Annotated in this window: 16 protein-coding genes and 1 pseudogene; 9 read left to right on the top strand and 8 right to left on the bottom strand. The window is 67.8% G+C overall.

The genetic code is table 11. From position 1 onward, the window contains the following. The 3 genes and pseudogenes from ACK59X_RS15760 to ACK59X_RS15770 form a co-directional block, all read right to left on the bottom strand. Positions 1-386 (bottom strand): annotated as a pseudogene (locus ACK59X_RS15760) (MBL fold metallo-hydrolase); the annotation flags it as partial. A 42-nt stretch (positions 387-428) separates the two neighbouring features. Beyond that, positions 429-1,181, bottom strand: a complete 753-nt coding sequence (locus ACK59X_RS15765) for an Asp/Glu racemase (protein WP_409958595.1) — start codon at positions 1,179-1,181, stop codon at positions 429-431. A 92-nt stretch (positions 1,182-1,273) separates the two neighbouring features. After that, positions 1,274-2,236 carry a Bug family tripartite tricarboxylate transporter substrate binding protein gene (locus ACK59X_RS15770; protein WP_409958597.1) on the bottom strand — a complete coding sequence of 321 codons (963 nt, stop codon included), beginning with the start codon at positions 2,234-2,236 and terminating at the stop codon, positions 1,274-1,276. A gap of 100 nt (positions 2,237-2,336) precedes the next feature. On the opposite strand from ACK59X_RS15770, the gene ACK59X_RS15775 reads away from it, so the two are divergent. Next, entirely contained in the window at positions 2,337-3,206 is an 870-nt protein-coding gene (locus ACK59X_RS15775) for a LysR substrate-binding domain-containing protein (protein ID WP_409958599.1), read from the top strand. Positions 3,207-3,215: 9 nt separating this feature from the next. Here the strand turns inward: ACK59X_RS15775 and dkgB are convergent, their stop codons facing one another. Beyond that, on the bottom strand, positions 3,216-4,028 hold the full coding sequence (gene dkgB, locus ACK59X_RS15780; protein WP_409958601.1) for a 2,5-didehydrogluconate reductase DkgB: 813 nt from the start codon (positions 4,026-4,028) through the stop codon (positions 3,216-3,218). 42 nt (positions 4,029-4,070) lie between these two features. After that, a complete protein-coding gene (locus ACK59X_RS15785; protein WP_409958603.1) occupies positions 4,071-5,273 on the bottom strand; it encodes an MFS transporter in 1,203 nt (400 codons plus the stop codon). A 114-nt stretch (positions 5,274-5,387) separates the two neighbouring features. Here ACK59X_RS15785 and ACK59X_RS15790 point away from each other — a divergent pair, with 114 nt between their 5' ends. Next, complete coding sequence (locus ACK59X_RS15790) at positions 5,388-6,272, top strand: LysR substrate-binding domain-containing protein (protein WP_409958605.1); 885 nt, start codon at positions 5,388-5,390, stop codon at positions 6,270-6,272. Here the strand turns inward: ACK59X_RS15790 and ACK59X_RS15795 are convergent. Further along, positions 6,269-6,973 carry a glutathione S-transferase N-terminal domain-containing protein gene (locus tag ACK59X_RS15795; RefSeq protein ID WP_409958607.1) on the bottom strand — a complete coding sequence of 235 codons (705 nt, stop codon included), beginning with the start codon at positions 6,971-6,973 and terminating at the stop codon, positions 6,269-6,271. The genes ACK59X_RS15790 and ACK59X_RS15795 overlap by 4 nt on opposite strands. Positions 6,974-7,108: 135 nt before the next feature. Between ACK59X_RS15795 and dapF the strand changes: the two genes are divergently transcribed. The 3 genes from dapF to ACK59X_RS15810 are packed head-to-tail and all read left to right on the top strand — an operon-like array spanning position 7,109 to position 9,703. Further along, entirely contained in the window at positions 7,109-7,987 is an 879-nt protein-coding gene (gene dapF / locus ACK59X_RS15800) for a diaminopimelate epimerase (protein WP_409958609.1), read from the top strand. Next, entirely contained in the window at positions 7,984-8,682 is a 699-nt protein-coding gene (locus tag ACK59X_RS15805) for a DUF484 family protein (protein ID WP_409958611.1), read from the top strand. The genes dapF and ACK59X_RS15805 overlap by 4 nt, the downstream gene beginning before the upstream one ends. Before the next feature lie 22 nt (positions 8,683-8,704). After that, positions 8,705-9,703: a tyrosine recombinase XerC gene (locus ACK59X_RS15810; RefSeq protein ID WP_409958613.1), complete on the top strand. Its 999-nt coding sequence runs from the start codon at positions 8,705-8,707 to the stop codon at positions 9,701-9,703. A gap of 9 nt (positions 9,704-9,712) precedes the next feature. On the opposite strand, the gene ACK59X_RS15815 is transcribed toward ACK59X_RS15810, so the two are convergent. Further along, positions 9,713-12,070 carry a putative bifunctional diguanylate cyclase/phosphodiesterase gene (locus tag ACK59X_RS15815; RefSeq protein ID WP_409958615.1) on the bottom strand — a complete coding sequence of 786 codons (2,358 nt, stop codon included), beginning with the start codon at positions 12,068-12,070 and terminating at the stop codon, positions 9,713-9,715. A gap of 243 nt (positions 12,071-12,313) precedes the next feature. Here ACK59X_RS15815 and lepB point away from each other — a divergent pair, with 243 nt between their 5' ends. Then, entirely contained in the window at positions 12,314-12,979 is a 666-nt protein-coding gene (gene lepB, locus ACK59X_RS15820) for a signal peptidase I (protein ID WP_409958617.1), read from the top strand. Positions 12,980-13,016: 37 nt separating this feature from the next. Then, positions 13,017-14,252: a class I SAM-dependent rRNA methyltransferase gene (locus ACK59X_RS15825; RefSeq protein ID WP_409958619.1), complete on the top strand. Its 1,236-nt coding sequence runs from the start codon at positions 13,017-13,019 to the stop codon at positions 14,250-14,252. Here the strand turns inward: ACK59X_RS15825 and ACK59X_RS15830 are convergent. After that, entirely contained in the window at positions 14,247-15,605 is a 1,359-nt protein-coding gene (locus ACK59X_RS15830; protein WP_409958621.1) for a diguanylate cyclase domain-containing protein, read from the bottom strand. The two genes, ACK59X_RS15825 and ACK59X_RS15830, sit on opposite strands and share 6 nt — an antisense overlap. 227 nt (positions 15,606-15,832) lie before the next feature. Here ACK59X_RS15830 and ACK59X_RS15835 point away from each other — a divergent pair, with 227 nt between their 5' ends. Further along, positions 15,833-16,903 carry a CobW family GTP-binding protein gene (locus tag ACK59X_RS15835; protein ID WP_409958623.1) on the top strand — a complete coding sequence of 357 codons (1,071 nt, stop codon included), beginning with the start codon at positions 15,833-15,835 and terminating at the stop codon, positions 16,901-16,903. A 214-nt stretch (positions 16,904-17,117) separates the two neighbouring features. Further along, positions 17,118-17,903 (top strand): RNA polymerase-binding protein DksA, encoded by a 786-nt coding sequence (gene dksA / locus ACK59X_RS15840; protein ID WP_409958649.1) that lies wholly within the window; start codon positions 17,118-17,120, stop codon positions 17,901-17,903. The last annotated feature ends 8 nt before the right edge of the window (positions 17,904-17,911 follow it).

Genomic DNA, 17,911 nt, shown 5'->3' on the forward strand with positions numbered 1-17,911 from the left:
GCCTCGCACTGCGCGGCAAAGGGCGCACTGCGGTCCAGGGTTGCGATGTCGGCGGCATCGGCCATGCGGCCATCGGCGTGGGGGGCCCCCAAGCCCCCCCCGGACACCAAGCTCGGGCGGATGGCGGCGACCGCCTGCGTCAGGTGCAGATCGCTTTGGGCCGGGCGGCGGTCCGCCACGTGGTGCGCCTGGGCGTCCAGTGCATCAATGCCTCCACCGGGGAAGACATAGGCCCCCGGGGCAAAGCTCGCGTTGGGCGAGCGCCGCGTCATCTGGATCTGCAGCGCGCCGTCGCCTTCGGCTTCGCGATGCAGCTGCTCGGTGGCGGCCAGGCGCGTGGGGACGGGTTCGCGGTGGGGATGGAGTTGTTGGCTTGGGCGGGGCATGGACCCATTATCGGGTTTTGCCCCGCCGCCTGCCGGCTGCGCTCAGTAGGCGCCTGACAGCAGTGCCCCGGCCTGGGGCACGCGGGTTTCCAGCCCCAGGCGCTTGAGCATGGCCCAGGTGGTGCACGCGGCCGCCGAAACCACGGGAATGCCCAGCCGGTCCTGCGCCACCTGCACCGAGGCCAGCGAAGGCATCTGCACGCAGGCAGAGATGACCACCACATCCACCCCGCGGGTGTCCAGGCGTTCCACCAGCTGCGCGGGCGCGGCCGGGTCCTGCGCGCCCACCTCCAGGTTGTCGGCGATTTCCAGCGACAGGCTGTCTTGCACGGCAATGCCCTCGTGCTCGATGTAGTCCACCACCAGTTGGGTCAGTGGCTTCATGTAGGGCGTGAGCACCGAGACCTTCGTCGCACCCATGGCCTTGAGCCCTTCGACCAGGGCGCCGGCGCTCGACACCACGGGCGCGGGCTTGCCATTGGCCACGGTGACCTCATGCAGGCGCTTCTCGGACGTCCGGTGGTAGCCCAGGCCCATGCTCATGATGGCCACCAGGCAGGCATAACCCATCACGTCCATCCTTCCATCAGAGAGCTCCAGCGCGCAGCGGTCGGAATCGCGGTCCATGGCGGCCAGTTCTTCCTTGGTGACCTTCTGCATGCGCATGCGGCTGGCGTGGAAGCTGAAGCGCTCGGGCAGGATCTGCTCGCGCGCGCGCAGCATGGCGGGGATCTCGGTCTCCATGGTGGTGTTGGAGCTGGGCACGATCTGCCCGATGCGGTAGGTGCGTTGCATGGCGGGGGCCTTTCAGACATGGATGGGCAAAGCGCGGCCCCACCCGGCACGGCGGTGTCGGGCTTCGGGGCAGTCGGGATGGGAGGGTTCGGTCAGTCGGCCTTGATGCCGGCGGACTTGATGGTCTTGGCCCAGTAGGCGGTCTCGGTCTTCACCAAGTCACCCAACGCCTCGGGCGGCAGGTAGCGCAGTTCGATCCCCGCGGCATCGGCGCGCTGGCGGGTTTCGGGCATCTCCAGCGCCTTCTTCACGTCGGCGGTGAGCTTGCTGACCACGGCGGGCGGCGTGGCGGCCGGGGCGAACAGGCCCACCCAGGCTTCGAGCTTGAAGTCCGGCATGCCGGCCTCGGCCACCGTGGGCACGTTGGGCAGGCCGGGGTGGCGCTTGCTGCCGGTCACGGCAAAAGCCTTGAGCTTGCCGCTGACCACATGCTGCATCACGGACGGCGGCGTGGTGATGAACACCTGCACCTGCCCCGCCAGCACGTCGGCCACGGCCGGGCCCGAACCGCGGTAGGGGATGTGGGTCATGAAGGTGCCGCTCTGCTGCTTGAAGATCTCGGTGCCGATGTGCGAGAGCGAGCCGTTGCCCTGCGATGCGTAGTTGACCTTGCCCGGGTTGGCCTTGAGGTAGGCGATGAATTCCTTGAGATTGTTGCCCGGCACCGAGGGGTGGGCGGCGATCACGTTGGTCGCCACGGTCAGCAGGGCCACGGGGGCGAAGTCCTTGGCCTCCCAGGGCAGGCTGGGGGTCAGCACCGGGTTGCCCACATGGTAGGCCGAGTACGAGATCAGCAGGTTGTAGCCGTCGGCCTTGGCGCGGGCCACGGCGCCATAGGCCACGTTGCCGCTGCCGCCGGCCTTGTTGTCGATCACCACGGGCTGGCCGATCACGCGCGCCAGGGGCTCGTTGAGCAGCCGGGCCGAGGTGTCCACCACCCCGCCGGGCGGGTTGGGAACGGTGAGCGTGATGGCCTTGCTGGGGTAGTTGTCCTGCGCCAAGGCCATGCCCGACAGGGCCAGCGTGGCAGCCAAGAGGCTGTGCTTGATCGTCATGTTTGTCTCCACCTGGTTGTTGTAGTCAGGGGTATTGTCGAAACAAGCGAATCTTCGGTCCAATATATTGTTGGTCTTGATCAAGACTTCAAAAGTATCAATGGAACTGCGGCACCTGCGTTATTTCATCGCCCTGGCCGAAGAACTGAGTTTCACGCGCGCCGCGCAGCGCCTGCATGTCTCGCAGCCGCCGCTGAGCCTGCAGATCGCTCAGCTGGAGCAGGAGCTGGGCGCCCAGTTGTTCGTGCGCACCAGCCGGCGCGTGGAGCTCACACTCGCCGGCCAGGCCTATCTGGTCGACGCGCGCGCGGTACTGGAGCGGCTGGACACGGCGCGCCATCGCGTGGCGGCCATCGGCCAGGGGCAGGCGGGGCGCATCGAGGTGGGGCTCTCGGGCTCGCATTTCCTGGGGCCATTTCCCGCAGCGTTGGCGCGTTACCGGCAAAGCCATGCGGGGGTGGACGTGGTGCTGCACGAGATGCAGCCCTCGCTGCAGCAGGCGGCGCTGCGTGACAAGCGCATCGACGTGGGCATCTCGCGCACGGCGGTCAACGACGACCAGTTGGCCAGCACCCTGCTGTGGCCCGACCCCGTGGTGGCGGCCCTGCCACCGGGCCACGCGCTGGCCGCGCGCAAGGCGCTGGCCTTGAAAGACCTGCGCAGCGAGACCTTCGTGATGCTGCGCCGCGACTCGTCGGCCCATGCCGAGCACATGGTGCAGTGCTGCGTGCAGGCCGGCTTTGCGCCCCGGGTGGCGCAGACCACGGTGGAGCTGGCGGCGCTCCTGAGCCTGGTGGCTGCAGGGCTGGGCGTGGCGCTAGTGCCATCGTCCCTGGGGGCGCTGTTCGGGCCCCGCGTGGTGTTCAAGCCCCTGGGCGCCAGGGCACCCAGGGCCGACGTGCATGCGCTGCAGCGGCGCGACGACCACCTGGGCGTGGTGCCGGCCTTCGTGCGTGTGGTGGCCGGCTGAGGTGAGCGGTCAGTCCCAGGCGGGAGCCAGGCCTTCAGGGTCTACCAGGCGGCCTCCACGGTCCAGTGCAGCGATCTGCGCCATCTCGGCGTCGTGGAGGTGCAACTGCTGCGCCTTCAGGTTGCTGGCGAGGTTCTCGCGCCGGGTGGAGGAGGGGATCACCGCGTAGCCCTGCTGCAGCGCCCAGGCCAGGGCCACCTGCGCCGGGGTGGCGCCATGGGCACGGGCGATGGCTTCGATGACAGGGTCGCCCAGCACCTTGCCGTAGGCCAGTGTCATGTACGAGGTGATGTGGATGCCCTGGCTCCGGGCAAAGTCGGCCACGGTGCGGTTCTGCAGGTAGGGGTGCAGTTCGATCTGGTTGGTGGCGATGGCGCTTGCGCCCACAGCGGCAATGGCCTGCTGCATCAGCGCCACGGTGAAGTTGGAGACGCCGATCTGCGCGGCCAGGCCCTGGGCCTTGGCTTCGGCCAGGGCGCCCATGTACTCGGCGACGGGCACGGCGCCGCCCGGAGAGGGCCAGTGGATCAGCGCCAGGTCCACCTGCTCGGTGCGCAGCTGGGCGAGGCTGCCCTTGAGGCTGGGGATGAGCTTGTCCGCAGCCAGGTTCTCGGTCCAGACCTTGGTGGTGATGAACAGCTCGCCGCGCGGCACGCCGCTGTCGGCGATGGCCTGGCCGACGGCCGCCTCGTTGCCGTAGATCTGGGCGGTGTCGATGAGGCGGTAGCCCAGGTCGAGCGCGTTGCGCACCGAGCCGATGGCCACCTGGTCCTGCAGGCGGAAGGTGCCCAGTCCGAAGGCGGGAATGGAAGAGGAATGCATGAAGAAAGTCTCCGTGTGTGTGGAAAGAAAAAGGGGAAAGGGTCAGTGGCCCACAGGGACCGGGCCTGCGGCCCGCACCGGGATGCCGGCGCGGCGGTCCAGCACGCCGCTGTAGTGCGCCAGTGCCAGGGAGCCCAGCACCACCACGGCGCCGATCCAGGGCGTGTGCATGAGGCCCAGGTGTGTCACGATCAGGCCACCGGCCCAGGCGGCGCCGGCAATGCCCAGGTTGAAGGCGGCGATGTTCAGGCCCGAGGCCACGTCCACCGCCTGGGGCGTGAAGCGCTCCGCCTGCTTGACCACATAGACCTGCAGGCCCGGCACGTTGCCAAAGGCCACGGCACCCCAGAGCAGCACGGTCGCCAGCGCCAGCCAGGGGTGCGGCGCGGTGAACTGCAACAACAGCAGCACGGCGGCCAGCAGTGCGAACACGATGCGCAGCGCAGGGATCGGGCCCAGCCGGTCGGCCAGCCGACCGCCCCAGAGGTTGCCCACGGCGACCGACACGCCATAGACCAGCATCACCCAGCCCACTGCGCCGGCGCTGAAGCCCGAGATGTCGGTGAGGATGGGCGCGAGGAAGGTGAAGGGGATGAAGCTGCCGCCGTAGCCGATGGCCGTCTTGGCATACACCAGCAACAGGCGCGGCTCGGCCAGCACCCGGGCCTGCTGCAGCAGCGAGGCCGGTGGCGTGTGGGCGATGTTGCGCGGCACGAAGAGTGCGCTGCCGATGAAGGCGATCACGCCCAGGGCCGAGACGGCCAGGAAGGTCTCGCGCCAGCCGAAGTGCTGGCCGATGAAGGTGCCCAGCGGCACGCCCGTGACCAGGGCCACGGTGAGGCCGGTGAACATGATGGCAATGGCGCTGGCGGCCTTCTCCTTGGGCACCAGGCTGGTGGCGATGGTCGAGCCGATGGAGAAGAACACCCCGTGTGCCAGGCCGGTGAGGATGCGTGCGGCCACCAGCGATTCGTAGCTGGGCGCCTGCCAGGCGAGCAGGTTGCCGGCGGTGAACAGGGCCATCAGCGACAGCAGCAGTGCCTTGCGCGGCAGCTTGCCGGTGAGGGCGGTGAGCACCGGGGCGCCGACGGCGACTCCCAGTGCATACAGGCTCACCAGCAGGCCCGCCGAGGGGATGCTGATGGACAGGTCGGCCGCCACTGTGGGCAGCAGGCCGACGATCACGAACTCGGTCGTGCCGATGGCGAATGCGCTGAGCGTCAGCGCGAGCAAGGCAATGGGCATGGGAACACTCCTGTGGGAATGGGCAGGAGTGTGGGTTTTCCAGTCTTGCAAAAAAAGATGGTTACGTTCGATAGATACTTGACTATGAATCAATAATCAAGGACGGAGAAGCCCGTGAAAACCACCCTCGAAGAGTTGCAGGCTTTTGTCTCTGTGGTCGATGGCGGCTCCATCACAGCCGCCGCCGACCAGCTGGCTCAGACTGTCTCGGGTATCAGCCGGGCCCTCTCGCGGCTGGAGAAGAAGCTCGACACCACCCTGCTGCGCCGCACCACGCGCCGCATCGAGCTGACCGAGGAGGGGCAGGCTTTCTTGCTGCGCACGCGCGCCATCCTTGCATCCATCGACGAGGCCGAGGAGAGCATGGCAGCGCGGCGCCAGCAGCCCTCGGGCCGGCTGCGCGTGAATGCGGCCACCCCGTTCATGCTGCACGCCGTGGTGCCGCTGGTGCCCGCGTTCCGCAGTGCCTATCCGGGGATCACGCTGGAGCTCAACACGGACGAGATGAACATCGACCTGCTGGAGCAGCGCACGGACGTGGCCATCCGCATCGGCCGGCTGCAGGACTCGACCCTGCATGCGCGCCCGCTGTGCACCAGCCGCCTGCGCGTGCTGGCCAGCCCCGGCTACCTGGCGCGCGCGGGCAGGCCCAAAAGCGTGGCCGACCTGGCGGGCCATACCCTGCTGGGCTTCAACCAGCCCGAGTTGCTCAACCGCTGGCCGCTGCGCGGCGCGCATGGGGACGAATGGCCCATCGCGCCCGGCATCACTGCGTCCAGCGGCGAAACGCTGCGCCAGCTGGCACTGCAAGGCGTGGGGCTGGCGTGCCTGTCGGACTTCATGACCGCTGGCGACCGTGAGAGCGGCGGCTTGGTGCAGGTGCTGGCGCGCGACACGGTGGACGTGCGCCAGCCCATCAACGCGGTCTACTACCGCAACACGCAACTGGCCGCGCGCATTGCGTGCTTCCTGGACTTTCTCCAGGAGCGGATGGCTTAGCCCCGGGCGGGGATGTTCAGACCTTTGTCTACGGCAGGGCGGGCCACGAAGGCCTTCAGCACACGCTGGACTTCCTTGAACTGGTCGAACTCCACCAGTTCGCCCGCGCCATAGAAGCCCACCAGGTTGCGCACCCAGGGCAGGGTGGCGATGTCGGCAATGGTGTAGGTGTCGCCCATGATCCACTGGCGGCCGGCCAGGCGCTGGTCCAGCACGCCAAGCAGGCGCTTGGATTCGGCCACATAGCGGTCGCGCGGGCGCTTGTCCTCATAGTCCTTGCCGGCGAACTTGTGGAAGAAGCCGAGCTGGCCGAACATAGGGCCGACACCGCCCATCTGCCACATCACCCATTGCAGGGTTTCGTAGCGGCCCGCCGCGTCCTCTGGCATCAACTGGCCGGTCTTGCTGGCCAGGTAGACCAGGATGGCGCCGGATTCGAACAGCGCCAACGGCTTGCCGTCCGGGCCGTTGGGGTCCAGGATGGCAGGGATCTTGTTGTTGGGGTTGAGCGACAGGAATTCGGGCGAGGTCTGGTCGTTGGTCTCGAAGCTCACCAGGTGCGGCTCATAGGGCAGGCCCAGTTCCTCCAGCGCGATGGACGCCTTCACGCCGTTGGGCGTGGGCAGCGAGTACAGCTGGATGCGGTCCGGGTGCTGGGCGGGCCACTTGCGGGTGATGGGGAAATCGGAAAGTTCGGCCATGGGTTCTCCTGGTTCGTTCTGTGAAAAGAAAAACGGGCCCAAGCCTAAACGGCTTGGCCGCCCCGTGCCGGATGGGGGTATTGCCATTGTCATGGCGTCTGGCAAGGCGGCCCCGCCACCGACGATAATCCGGGCATGAAGATCCACTTCACCAAAATGCAGGGGGCGGGCAACGACTTCGTCGTGCTCGACGAGACCCGTGCGCGGCTGAACCTCACGGCCGGCCAGTACCGCTACCTGGCAGACCGCCACTTCGGCGTGGGCGCCGACCAGATCCTCACCGTGCGGCCCTCGCCGGCCGAAGGCATCGATTTCGAATATGTGATCCACAACGCCGATGGCGGTGAGGTGGGCCAGTGCGGCAATGGCTCGCGCTGCTTCGCGCGCTATGTGCGCGACAAGGGCCTGACCGACAAGGACACCATCCGCGTGCAGACCCTGAGCGGCGTGCTTTCGCCAAAGCTCAATGCCGATGGCCGTGTCACCGTGGACATGGGCGTGCCCGTGCTCGACGAGCCGCGCGTGCCCTTCGATGCCACCGCACTCATACCCACAGTGCAGGGCAACGGCCGCACCTGGCCCCTGGCGTTCGATGTGCAGGGCATCCCGGTCACCGTGCCGGTGGCCGTGGTCTCCATGGGCAACCCGCATGCGGTGCAACTGGTGGACAGCGTGGACACGGCCCCGGTGGGCCTGTGGGGCCCGCTGATCGAGAGCCACTCGCGCTTTCCGGAGCGCGTGAACGCGGGCTTCATGCAGATCGTGGGCCGTAGCCACGTGCGCCTGCGCGTGTTCGAGCGTGGCACGGGCGAGACCCTGGCCTGCGGCTCGGGCGCCTGCGCGGCCGTGGCCGCCGGCATCCGCCTGGGACTGCTCGACAGCGAAGTGCATGTGGACATGCACGGCGGGCTCCTGACCATTGCCTGGAGCGGCAAGGACACCGATTCCCTTTTCATGACCGGCCCGGCCACCACCGTATTCGAAGGCCAGATCGACATTCCGGACGCAGCATGACCCACCCCAGCACCCATATTCCGCCCATCACCGAAGACGACATCGCCCGCTTCCTGGAGAATACGCCCGGCTTTTTCGAGCGCCATGCCGAGGTGCTGGCCAGCGTGCAGATCACCAGCCCCCATGGCGCCCGCGCCGTGAGCCTGCAGGAGCGCCAGGCAGAGATGCTGCGCGAGAAGATCAAGGGCCTGGAGCACCGCGTGATGGACATGGTGCGCAACAGCGGCGAGAACACCGGCATTGCGGCCAAGGTGCACCAGTGGACCAGCGCGCTGTTGCAGGTCAAGGAGCCGTTCGACCTGCCCGAGGCGGTGGTGGAAGGCCTCCGCCCCCTGGTCGACGTGCCCCAGGCCACCGTGCGCGTCTGGGATGTGGCAGGCCCCTATGTGGATGCCGATTTCGCCCAGGGCGCAAGCGAGGACGCGCGGGCCTTCGCCTCGTCGCTGACCATGCCCTTCTGCGGCCCCAACCTGGGCTTCGAGCCCGCTGGCTGGCTCGATGCGCCGGACGGCGTGCAGGCCCAGTCGCTGGCCCTGCTGCCGCTGCGCCAGGGCGCGATCAACAGCGCCACGCCGGCCTTCGGCCTGCTGGTGCTGGGCTCGCACGACCCGCAGCGCTTCGATGCCACCATGGGCACCGATTTTCTCTCGCGCATTGCCGAGTTGGCCAGCTCGGCGCGGGTGCGCCTGCGCTGAGCCGCCCGGCGGACGAGTTCTCGTGACCACCGCCGCATCTGACCTCCCTGAGTCCGGCACGCCGGCGCCGGACCCACTGGTGCAGCGCTACCTGGAACATGTGCGCGTGGAAAAGCGCCTGGCGGGGCGCACGCTCACGCTCTACAAGCTGGACCTGGAAAAGCTCGCGCAGTTCGCCGCCGGCGTGGGCGTGCCCCTGCTGCAATTGCAGACGGCGCACATCCGCCGTTTCGTCGCGCAGATGCACAGCGGCGGGCGCAGCGGGCGCGGCATCGCGCTCATCCTCTCGGGCTGGCGCGGCTTTTTCACCTGGGCCGGGCGCCAGGGCCTGGTGCCGCACAACCCGGTGCAGGACGTGCGTGCCCCCAAGGCGCCCAAGCCCCTGCCCAAGGCCCTGGGCGTGGACGATGCCGTGCGCCTGGCCGAATTCGACAACACCGGCGCCGACCCCTGGCTGGAAGCGCGCGACGCCGCCATGGTGGAGCTGCTCTACGGCTGCGGCCTGCGTGTTGGCGAACTCGCGGGGCTCGATGCCGTGGCCAGTGCCGACACCGCGCGCCAGGGCCGTGGTTGGATCGACCTGCAGGCGGGCGAGGCCCATGTCTTCGGCAAGGGCAGCAAGCGGCGCAGTGTGCCGGTGGGCCAATCCGCTACCGAGGCGCTCAAGGCCTGGCTGGCGTTGCGCGCCCGCCCGTTCGGTGGCGCGGGCTCGGCGCGCCTGGATGCCGCGCTGTTCGTCGGTCAGCGCGGCGCGCGGCTCACGGCGCAGTCCATCTGGCTGCGCCTGCGCCAGCGCAGCCAGATGGCCGGGCTGAGCACGCCGGTGCATCCGCACATGCTGCGCCACTCGTTCGCCAGCCACCTGCTGCAGTCCAGTGGCGACCTGCGCGCCGTGCAGGAACTGCTCGGCCACGCCAACATCACCACCACCCAGGTCTATACGCGCCTGGACTTCCAGCACCTGGCGAAGGTGTACGACGCCGCCCACCCCAGGGCACGCCGCAAGCCTGGCGCCGAATGAGGCGAGGGGTCAGGAGATGGCCGCCGGCTGGGCGGCGATGAAGGCCGTCACCGCCGCTAGGTCCAGCGGCCGGGCAAAGTAGAAGCCCTGGCCCGTCACGCAGCCCAGGCTCTGCAGCAGCTGGGCCTGCTCGGCGGTCTCGATGCCTTCGGCCGTGGTCTCCATGTGCAGCGCCTGCGCCAGCTCGATCACCGAATGCACGATGGCCTCCGACTCGGGGCTGCCCTCGATGGGGGCGATGAAGGAACGGTCGATCTTGAGCCGGTCGAACGGAAAGCTGCGCAGGTAGGCCAGCGAGGAATAGCCGGTGCCGAAGTCGTCCAGCGCGATGCGCACCCCTGCATGGCGCAGCCGGTGCAGCGTGGCCACTACGTCGTCGGTGTCCTGCAGGAACACCGACTCGGTGATCTCCAGCTCCAGCCGCCCCGGGGGCAGGCCGCAGCGCTCCACCACGGCGAGGATCTTGTCGGCCCGCAGCGCATCGTCGAATTGGCACACCGACAGGTTGACCGACATCACCAGGTCGCCCGGCAGCTGGCGCGCGGCCTGGCAGGCACGCTCAAGCACCCACAGGCCGATGTCGCGGATCAGGCCCGCTTCCTCGGCCACCGGGATGAACTCCACCGGCGATACGCTGCCAAAGCGCGCGCTGTTCCAGCGCAACAGGGCTTCCAGCCCCGCGATGCGGCCCGAGGCCAGATGCCACTGGGGTTGGAAGGCCAGTTGCAGCTCGCCCTGGGCCAGGGCGGTGCGCAGGCCGTCCTCAAGCGCAATGCGCCGGTGGGCGCGCTGGTCCATCTCGATGGAAAAGAACTGCACCTGCCTGCGCCCGCGCTGCTTGGCCTCGTACAGCGCCAGGTCGGCATGGTGCAGCAGGGCGTCCACGTGGCTGCCGTCGTGCGGCAGGAAGGCGACGCCGATGCTCAGGTGCGGTGTGATGGCCAGGCCCGAGAGGTCGCAGGGCTGCTCGATGGCACCCACCAGGCGGTCGCAGAACAGCTGCACCTCGGCGCGCGTGCTGGCGCCGTCGAGCAGGATGGCGAACTCGTCGCCGCCCAGCCGGGCCACCAGGTCGCGGCTGCGCACCTGCTGGGCCATGCGCTGCGTCACGGTCTTGAGCAGCAGGTCGCCATTGCCGTGGCCGTAGGCGTCGTTCACGCGCTTGAAGTTGTCCATGTCCAGGCACAGCAGGGCCGCCGCACCGGCACCCGCGCCGTCCAGCGCGCAATGCTGCTGCAGGCGGTGCTGGAAGTGGCGCCGGTTGGCCAGCCCGGTCAGCACGTCGAAATGCGCCAGGCGGTGCATCTCGTCCTCGGCATGCTTCTTGTGGGTGATGTCCACGCCCACGCCGCGCCAGTCCTGCCGCGTGTGGTCCAGGTGCCAGATCGGCTTGGCCGTGAGCGCCCACCAGCGCAACTGGCCGCCGATCACCAGCGGCACCAGCAGGTCGCGGAACGGCTGCGCTCCCTGCAGGGCCACCTGCAGCGCCTGCAGGTGGCTGGCCGGGTCCACGCCATGGTTGTCGCCCTGGTGGGTGCGGGCGATCAGCTCCACCAGGCCCAGCTCGGGGTCGTCCTGGCGGCTGTAGCGCAGGGCCTGGTCCAGGCGATTGGAAGAATGGCGCAGCGTGCCTTCGCTGGAAACCTCCCAGAGGAAGTCGCTGGTGTTCTCCTCGAAGTCGCGCAGCAGCAGGCCCACGATCTGCTGCTGGTGGGCGGCATCGGCCTCGGCCGCCAGGCGTGAACCGTAGGATCGCGCCATCACGCGCACCGATGCGATCACCACCAGGCCATAGGTCACCAGCAGCACCAGCAGGGTCACCGTGCCTGGCTGGTCCGCCGCCCGTGCCAGCCCCACAGCCGAGCCCCCTGCAAGCAGCAGCACATAGCTCAAGGCGGCCTCGGGCACCGTCACCAGTGCGAATCCGCCCGCGCAGATCATTCCGCAGCTGATCGCCAGGATCATCATCTGGTCCGGAGCTGGCGCCGCAGCGAAGAGTGCCGCCGGTATGGCGCCCCACAGCAGGCCCAGAGCGCCCGCATGCCGGGCTGCGCGCCGGATGGCCTTCTTCGACGCCAGCAGGCGCGGCGGGCGCCGGCGCGCACGCTGCCAGGCGCGCAGCCCCTGTGCGGCCACGAACAGCAGGGCCAGCATCCAGGCCCAGAGCCAGGACGGTACTGTCGCCAGGCGCCAGGCGATGAAGCACCCGTTGAAGAGGTTGACGGCCATGGCCAGCGGGGTCAGGCGCAGCATGGCCTGCACCTGCTGGGCGCGAAAGCTCGCAGCCAACGGTTCATCCGCCTCGTAGGGGGTCAGCCATTGCTGCACGCGCGCGGGCAGCAGCGATAGGGCGCGGAGTTCTGCCATGCAATCGGTTTGGTCGGGGGCAGCGGCCGCGGGCGCCTGCGGTGGCGCGGCGGGCTGCGTCATCACACATCCAAGGGGTGGCGGAACACACATTCTTGCCGAGTCCATTGTGCACCGGTATGGCAGCACATGCGCACGGGTAATACCTGAGGAGAAGGGAACCTTTGGCTGCTGGCTGACTCCGAAGGGGCGGCAGCGCCATGGCGCTGTCCCCGACCCCGGAACCACAGGAGGAGCAGAGCAATGGGACGCTGGATCAAGGCCAACAAGGGATTTCTGGTGCTGTTGATGTGCTTCGGCCTGTTCCGCACGGCGGTGGCGGACTGGAACCCCATTCCCTCGGGATCGATGCGGCCCAACCTGGTCGAGGGCGACGTGGTGTTCGTCAACCGCCTGGCCTACAACGTGAAGATTCCGCTCACCGACGTGGTGCTGGCCCAATTGGGCGAGCCGCAGCGTGGCGACGTGGTGACCTTCTCTTCGCCGCTCGACGGCACGCGCCTCATCAAGCGTCTGGTGGCCGTGCCCGGCGACACGGTGGAGATGCGCGACGAGGTGCTCATCATCAACGGCGAGGCCGCCCGCTACGGCACGCCGCAGGCGCTGCAGGAGGCGGTGGGCCTGGGCCGCACTGTCGATGCCACCCGGCTGACGGAGCAGATCCAGGGCCACGAGCGGCGGGTGCAGTGGCTGCATGGCGTGACGGCGCACAGCAGTTTCGCTCCCGTGACCGTGCCCGAAGGCGAGTACCTGGTGCTGGGCGACAACCGGGACAACAGCGCCGATTCGCGCTACATCGGCCTGGTGCCGCGCCACCTGCTGATCGGCCGGGCGCTGGGCGTGCTGGTATCGGCCGACACCGACCGCTACTTCATGCCGCGCTTCGAGCGCTTCGGCCAGAAGCTGTAATCCAGAGGCCGGCGCCAACGGCGCGACAATCGGGGTCATGAAAACCCTTCGCCTTCGCCCTGGCAAGGAGCGCTCGCTCCTGCGCCGCCACCCCTGGATCTTCGAGTCGGCCATCGCCAAGGGCGGTGGCGACAGCGGCGAGACGGTGCGCGTCGAATCGCACGAGGGCCAGTTCCTGGCCTGGGCCGCATTCAGCCCGAGCTCGCGCATCCGCGCCCGGGTGTGGAGCTTCGACGAGGCGCAGCGCATCGATGCGCCCTTCTTCATTGCCGCCTGCGCACGCGCCATCATTGCCCGTGCACGTTTTGACGTGCAGAGCGACGGGGTGCGCCTGGTGCATGGCGAGTCCGATGGCCTGCCCGGCCTGATCGTGGACCGCTATGGCGACACCCTGGTCGCGCAGTTCACCAGCGCTGGGACCGAGCGCTGGAAGAGCGTCATCGCCGATGCCCTGCTGCGCGAGACCGGCCTGACCCGGCTCTACGAGCGCTCGGATGCCAGCGTGCGCGCACTGGAGGGCCTGGAGCCGGCCACCGGCTGGCTGCGCGGCGGGCCGGGGGCCGGCGCCGAGGCGCCGCCCGTGGAACTGACCATCCATGAGCACCAGTGGCAGCTCACGCTGAACATCGCCGAAGGCCACAAGACCGGCTTCTACCTGGACCAGCGCGACAGCCGCAAGCGCTTTGCCGACTACGCGCGCCGCCTGGGCTTCCAGCATGTGCTCAACTGCTTTTGCTACACCGGTGGCTTCAGCGTGGCCGCGCTGGCGGGCATGCGCGCGGCCGAGGCGGCGGGCGGCCCGGGCGGCGGGCAGGTGATCTCCATCGACTCCTCGGGGCCGGCACTGGAGCGGGCCCGGGCACACGTGGCGCTCAATGGCTTCGACGTGAACCGCGCGCGTTTTCTCGATGCGGACGTGAATGCCTCGCTGCGCCAGTTCCAGAAGGAAGGCCAGCGCTTCGACGCCATCATCCTGGACCCGCCCAAGTTTGCGCCCACCGCGGCGCATGCCGAACGCGCCGCGCGCGCCTACAAGGACATCAACCGCCTGGCACTGCAGTTGCTCACCCCGGGCGGCGTGCTGTTCACCTTCTCGTGCTCGGGCGGCATCAGCGCCGACCTGTTCCACAAGATCGTGGCCTCGGCGGGTGCCGATGCGGGGGTGGATGGCTACATCGTCGAGCGCCTGGCGGGGGCTCCCGACCACCCGATGACGCTGGAGTTTCCCGAAGGCGAATACCTCAAGGGACTGGTGGTGATGCGCAAGTCATGAGGCAGCGTCCGCGGGGCGGTGGTGTATCTCCACCCGGGCGCGGCCATTGCGCTTGGCGGCATAGCAGGCAATGTCCGCGTCGCGCAGCAGGCCCTCCATGTCCTGTGTGCCGCTGAAGATGCGCACGCCGACGCTGGCGCCGATGCGAAAACCCTGCCCATGGGCGTTGAATTCCTGGGTCCCCACGGCCTGGACCACCTTGGTGCCCACGGCATGGGCCTGCGCGGCGTCGCAGTGGCCGAGCATGACCACGAACTCGTCGCCACCCAGGCGCACCACGGTATCGCCCGTGCGTACCGAGCCGCGCAGCAGTCCTGCCACCTGGCGCAGCACCTCGTCTCCCGCGGCGTGGCCTGCCATGTCGTTCACGGACTTGAAGCCATCGAGGTCGATGAACAGCAGGCCGTGCGTGCCCGGGTTGCTGGCCAGGTCCCGCAACTGTGCCTGCAGCGCACGGCGGTTGTGCAGGCCGGTGAGCGCGTCGTGGTGCGTTTCGTCGCGCAACTGGTCGGTCAGCATGCGCAGCTCCTGCTCGCGCTCCCGGGCGTGGCGCTCGGCTTGCAGCAGGCGCAGTTCCTGCCGCTTGGAGGGGCTGATGTCGGAGTGGAAGGCGTAGGTCTGCCCGCCCATGGTGCGGTTCATGGTGACCCGCATCCAGCGCTGCCCCGGCAGGGGCACCTCGAACGGAGCCCCCGCGAACACGGAGCCATCGAACAGCGCCGCGCTGAGGTCCTGGTTGCTGCGGGCCTGCGCGCGCGGCACGCCCGATTCGTCCCACAGGTCCAGGACCAGGTCGGCAAAGGTCCGGCCGGCCACTGCGGCCTTGGTGGCAAAGCCGTACATGGTGATGAAGCGGTCGTTGGCATAGAGGATGCGTTCCTGGGCATCCAGAAGCACCGCGCCGTCTCCCACGTCTTCCAGCATCTGCATCGCGTCGGGTGATTGCAGGTCGCGCATCAGCACGTCCGGTGGCCGCTCGTCGTGCTGCCAGGCCTCGGCGGTTGACAGGTTGAGCCAGACCCGCACGCGGTGTCCGTCCGGTTGCGCCAGCGACGACACCCGCAGCCAGCGGCCCCGGTGCTGGAAGACGTAGGGCCGGGTCTGGTTGCGGTTGCGCTGGATGCCGTCGGCGATGTAGCGGTCGATGTGCACCATGTCCTCGGGGGACAGGCGCCCTCGGTAAAAGCGGCGCAGGTTGTCGCCATAGTGCTCACCGGCATGCAGGTGGCCATCGTGTTCCGGGAAGAAGCGCAGGAAGGAGGTGTTCCACAGCACGGAACGGTCATCCGCATCGAAGACGCACATGGCGAGGCCCAGGCTGTCGAGCAAGGTGGCGGTCAGTCGGTAATCCATGGAGCGGCACAATTTCTGAACGGGACGGTCTGCAGCCCATCCTAACGCAACAGACTTACATCAGTATCCGCTTTGTATGCTGCAGAATGCATAGCTTAGAAGCCATGTATGACAATGATTTTGCCGCAAAACGGGTGGTGCATGGGCACTTCTCGCGCACAGCGCAGCCTTGATTTCGCCGCTAAACTCCCCCACGTTTTTCCATTCTGCCCACCATAGGCCCTTCCATGTCCCTCATTCCTGCCACCATCCTCACCGGCTTCCTGGGTTCGGGCAAGACCACCCTGCTCAAGCGCCTGCTCAGCGAAGCCCATGGTCAGAAGATCGCCGTGATCGAAAACGAGTTCGGCGAGGAGAACATCGACAACGACATCCTGGTGACCGAGTCCAAGGAGCAGATCGTGCAGATGAGCAATGGCTGCATTTGCTGCACCATCCGCGAAGACCTGCGCGAGACGCTGCAATTGCTGGCTGCCAAGAAGCGCAAAGGCCTGCTCGACTTCGACCGCATCGTGATCGAGACCACGGGCCTGGCCGACCCCGGCCCCGTGGCGCAGACCTTTTTCATGGACGAGGAGATCGCCGAGACCTACCTGATCGACTCCATCGTCACGCTGGTGGATGCCAAGCACGCGCCCCAGCAGCTCAACGACCGCCAGGAGGCGCGACGCCAGGTGGGCTTTGCCGACCAGATCTTCCTGTCCAAGACCGACCTGGTGAGCGCCGAGGAGACCGACGCGCTGATCCACCGCTTGAAGCACATGAACCCGCGCGCGCCCATCAAGGCGGTGCATTTCGGAGAGGTGCCGCTCAAGGAGGTGCTGGACCTGCGCGGCTTCAACCTCAATGCCAAGCTCGACATCGACCCCGACTTCCTCAAGGAAGAGGGCGGGCACGACCACCACGACCATGGCCATGACCACCATGACCATGAACATGGCGAGCACTGCGACCACCCCTCGCACCAGCATGGCGGCCACGGCCACCACCATCACCATGACGACGACGTCAAGAGCTTCGTCTTCCGTTCCACGCGCCCCTTCGATCCGGCCAAGCTCGAAGACTTCCTGGGCGCCATCGTGAATATCTACGGGCCGCGCATGCTGCGCTACAAGGGGGTGCTCTACATGAAGGGCACCGAGCGCAAGGTGATCTTCCAGGGCGTGCACCAGCTCATGGGCAGTGATTTGGGGCCGCAGTGGGCCGAGGGGGAGGAGCGCCTGAGCAAGATGGTCTTCATCGGCATCGACCTGCCCAAGGACATCCTCCTGCAAGGCCTGGAACAGAGCCTGGCCTGACGGGCCCGGGGCCGGATTGTCAAAGAATGTCCCGGGCCTGATTTCTCTCGAAGTTCGGCGAGATGGATGGCAAGATGTGTCGTATCCGCAACGTTTTCGTTTGCGTCAGCCCAGGTCGATACAATCGCGCCCCGGTAAAACCCCGGAAGGCTTGCCATCCACCCTTGGCTGCCAGCGCAGCCTGGGTCCGCCCGTACTGCGAGGAGACCAGGAAGTGAAAGCCGAAACCAGCAAATCCAAGGCGGCTGCGAAAGCAGCTCCGAGCGCGGGTAAAAGCGCTGCCGTCCCAGCGGCAGCCAAAGCTGCTGCAAAGGCTCCTGCCAAGGCTGCTCCCAAGGTGACAGCCGCCCCGGTGCCCGTCGCCCCCGCCCCTGACCCGCAGGCGGGATCCCATGTACCCGTGCGCACGACCCGGCCTTCTTCCCGATTGGCCCAATTGACCGTACCATCCATGGCACAGGCAACGGCTTCCACCGCTGCCAAAGCCAGCTACCAACAGACCATGCCCACGACCGCGCAAGTGCATCCCACTTTCACTGCTGCCAAAAAAGACCCCAAGCTGGCCAACAACTGGAAAGCCAAGACGGCCCAGGAACTGACCGACGCGGAAGTCCTGGCCATGCCTGACAGCGAATACATGAACGACAAGCAGATGGCGTTCTTTCGCCTGAAGCTGGTCCAGCTCAAGCAGGACATCCACAACAGTGCCGGTGAGACCACCGAGCACCTGCGTGAAGACACCGTGGTGGTGCCGGACCCTGCCGACCGCGCCACCATCGAGGAAGAGCACGCTCTGGAGCTGCGCACGCGCGACCGCGAGCGCAAGCTGCTCAAGAAGATCGAGCAGTCCATCGCCCGCATCGATGCAGGCGACTACGGCTACTGCGACGAGACCGGCGAGCCCATCGGTGTCGGCCGCCTGATCGCCCGTCCCACGGCCACGCTGTCGCTTGAGGCGCAGCAGCGCCGCGAACTCAAGCAGAAAATGTTTGGGGACTGAAGTCCTTC

Source organism: Acidovorax sp., assembly GCF_046339755.1.
Classification (GTDB): Bacteria; Pseudomonadota; Gammaproteobacteria; order Burkholderiales; family Burkholderiaceae_C; genus Acidovorax.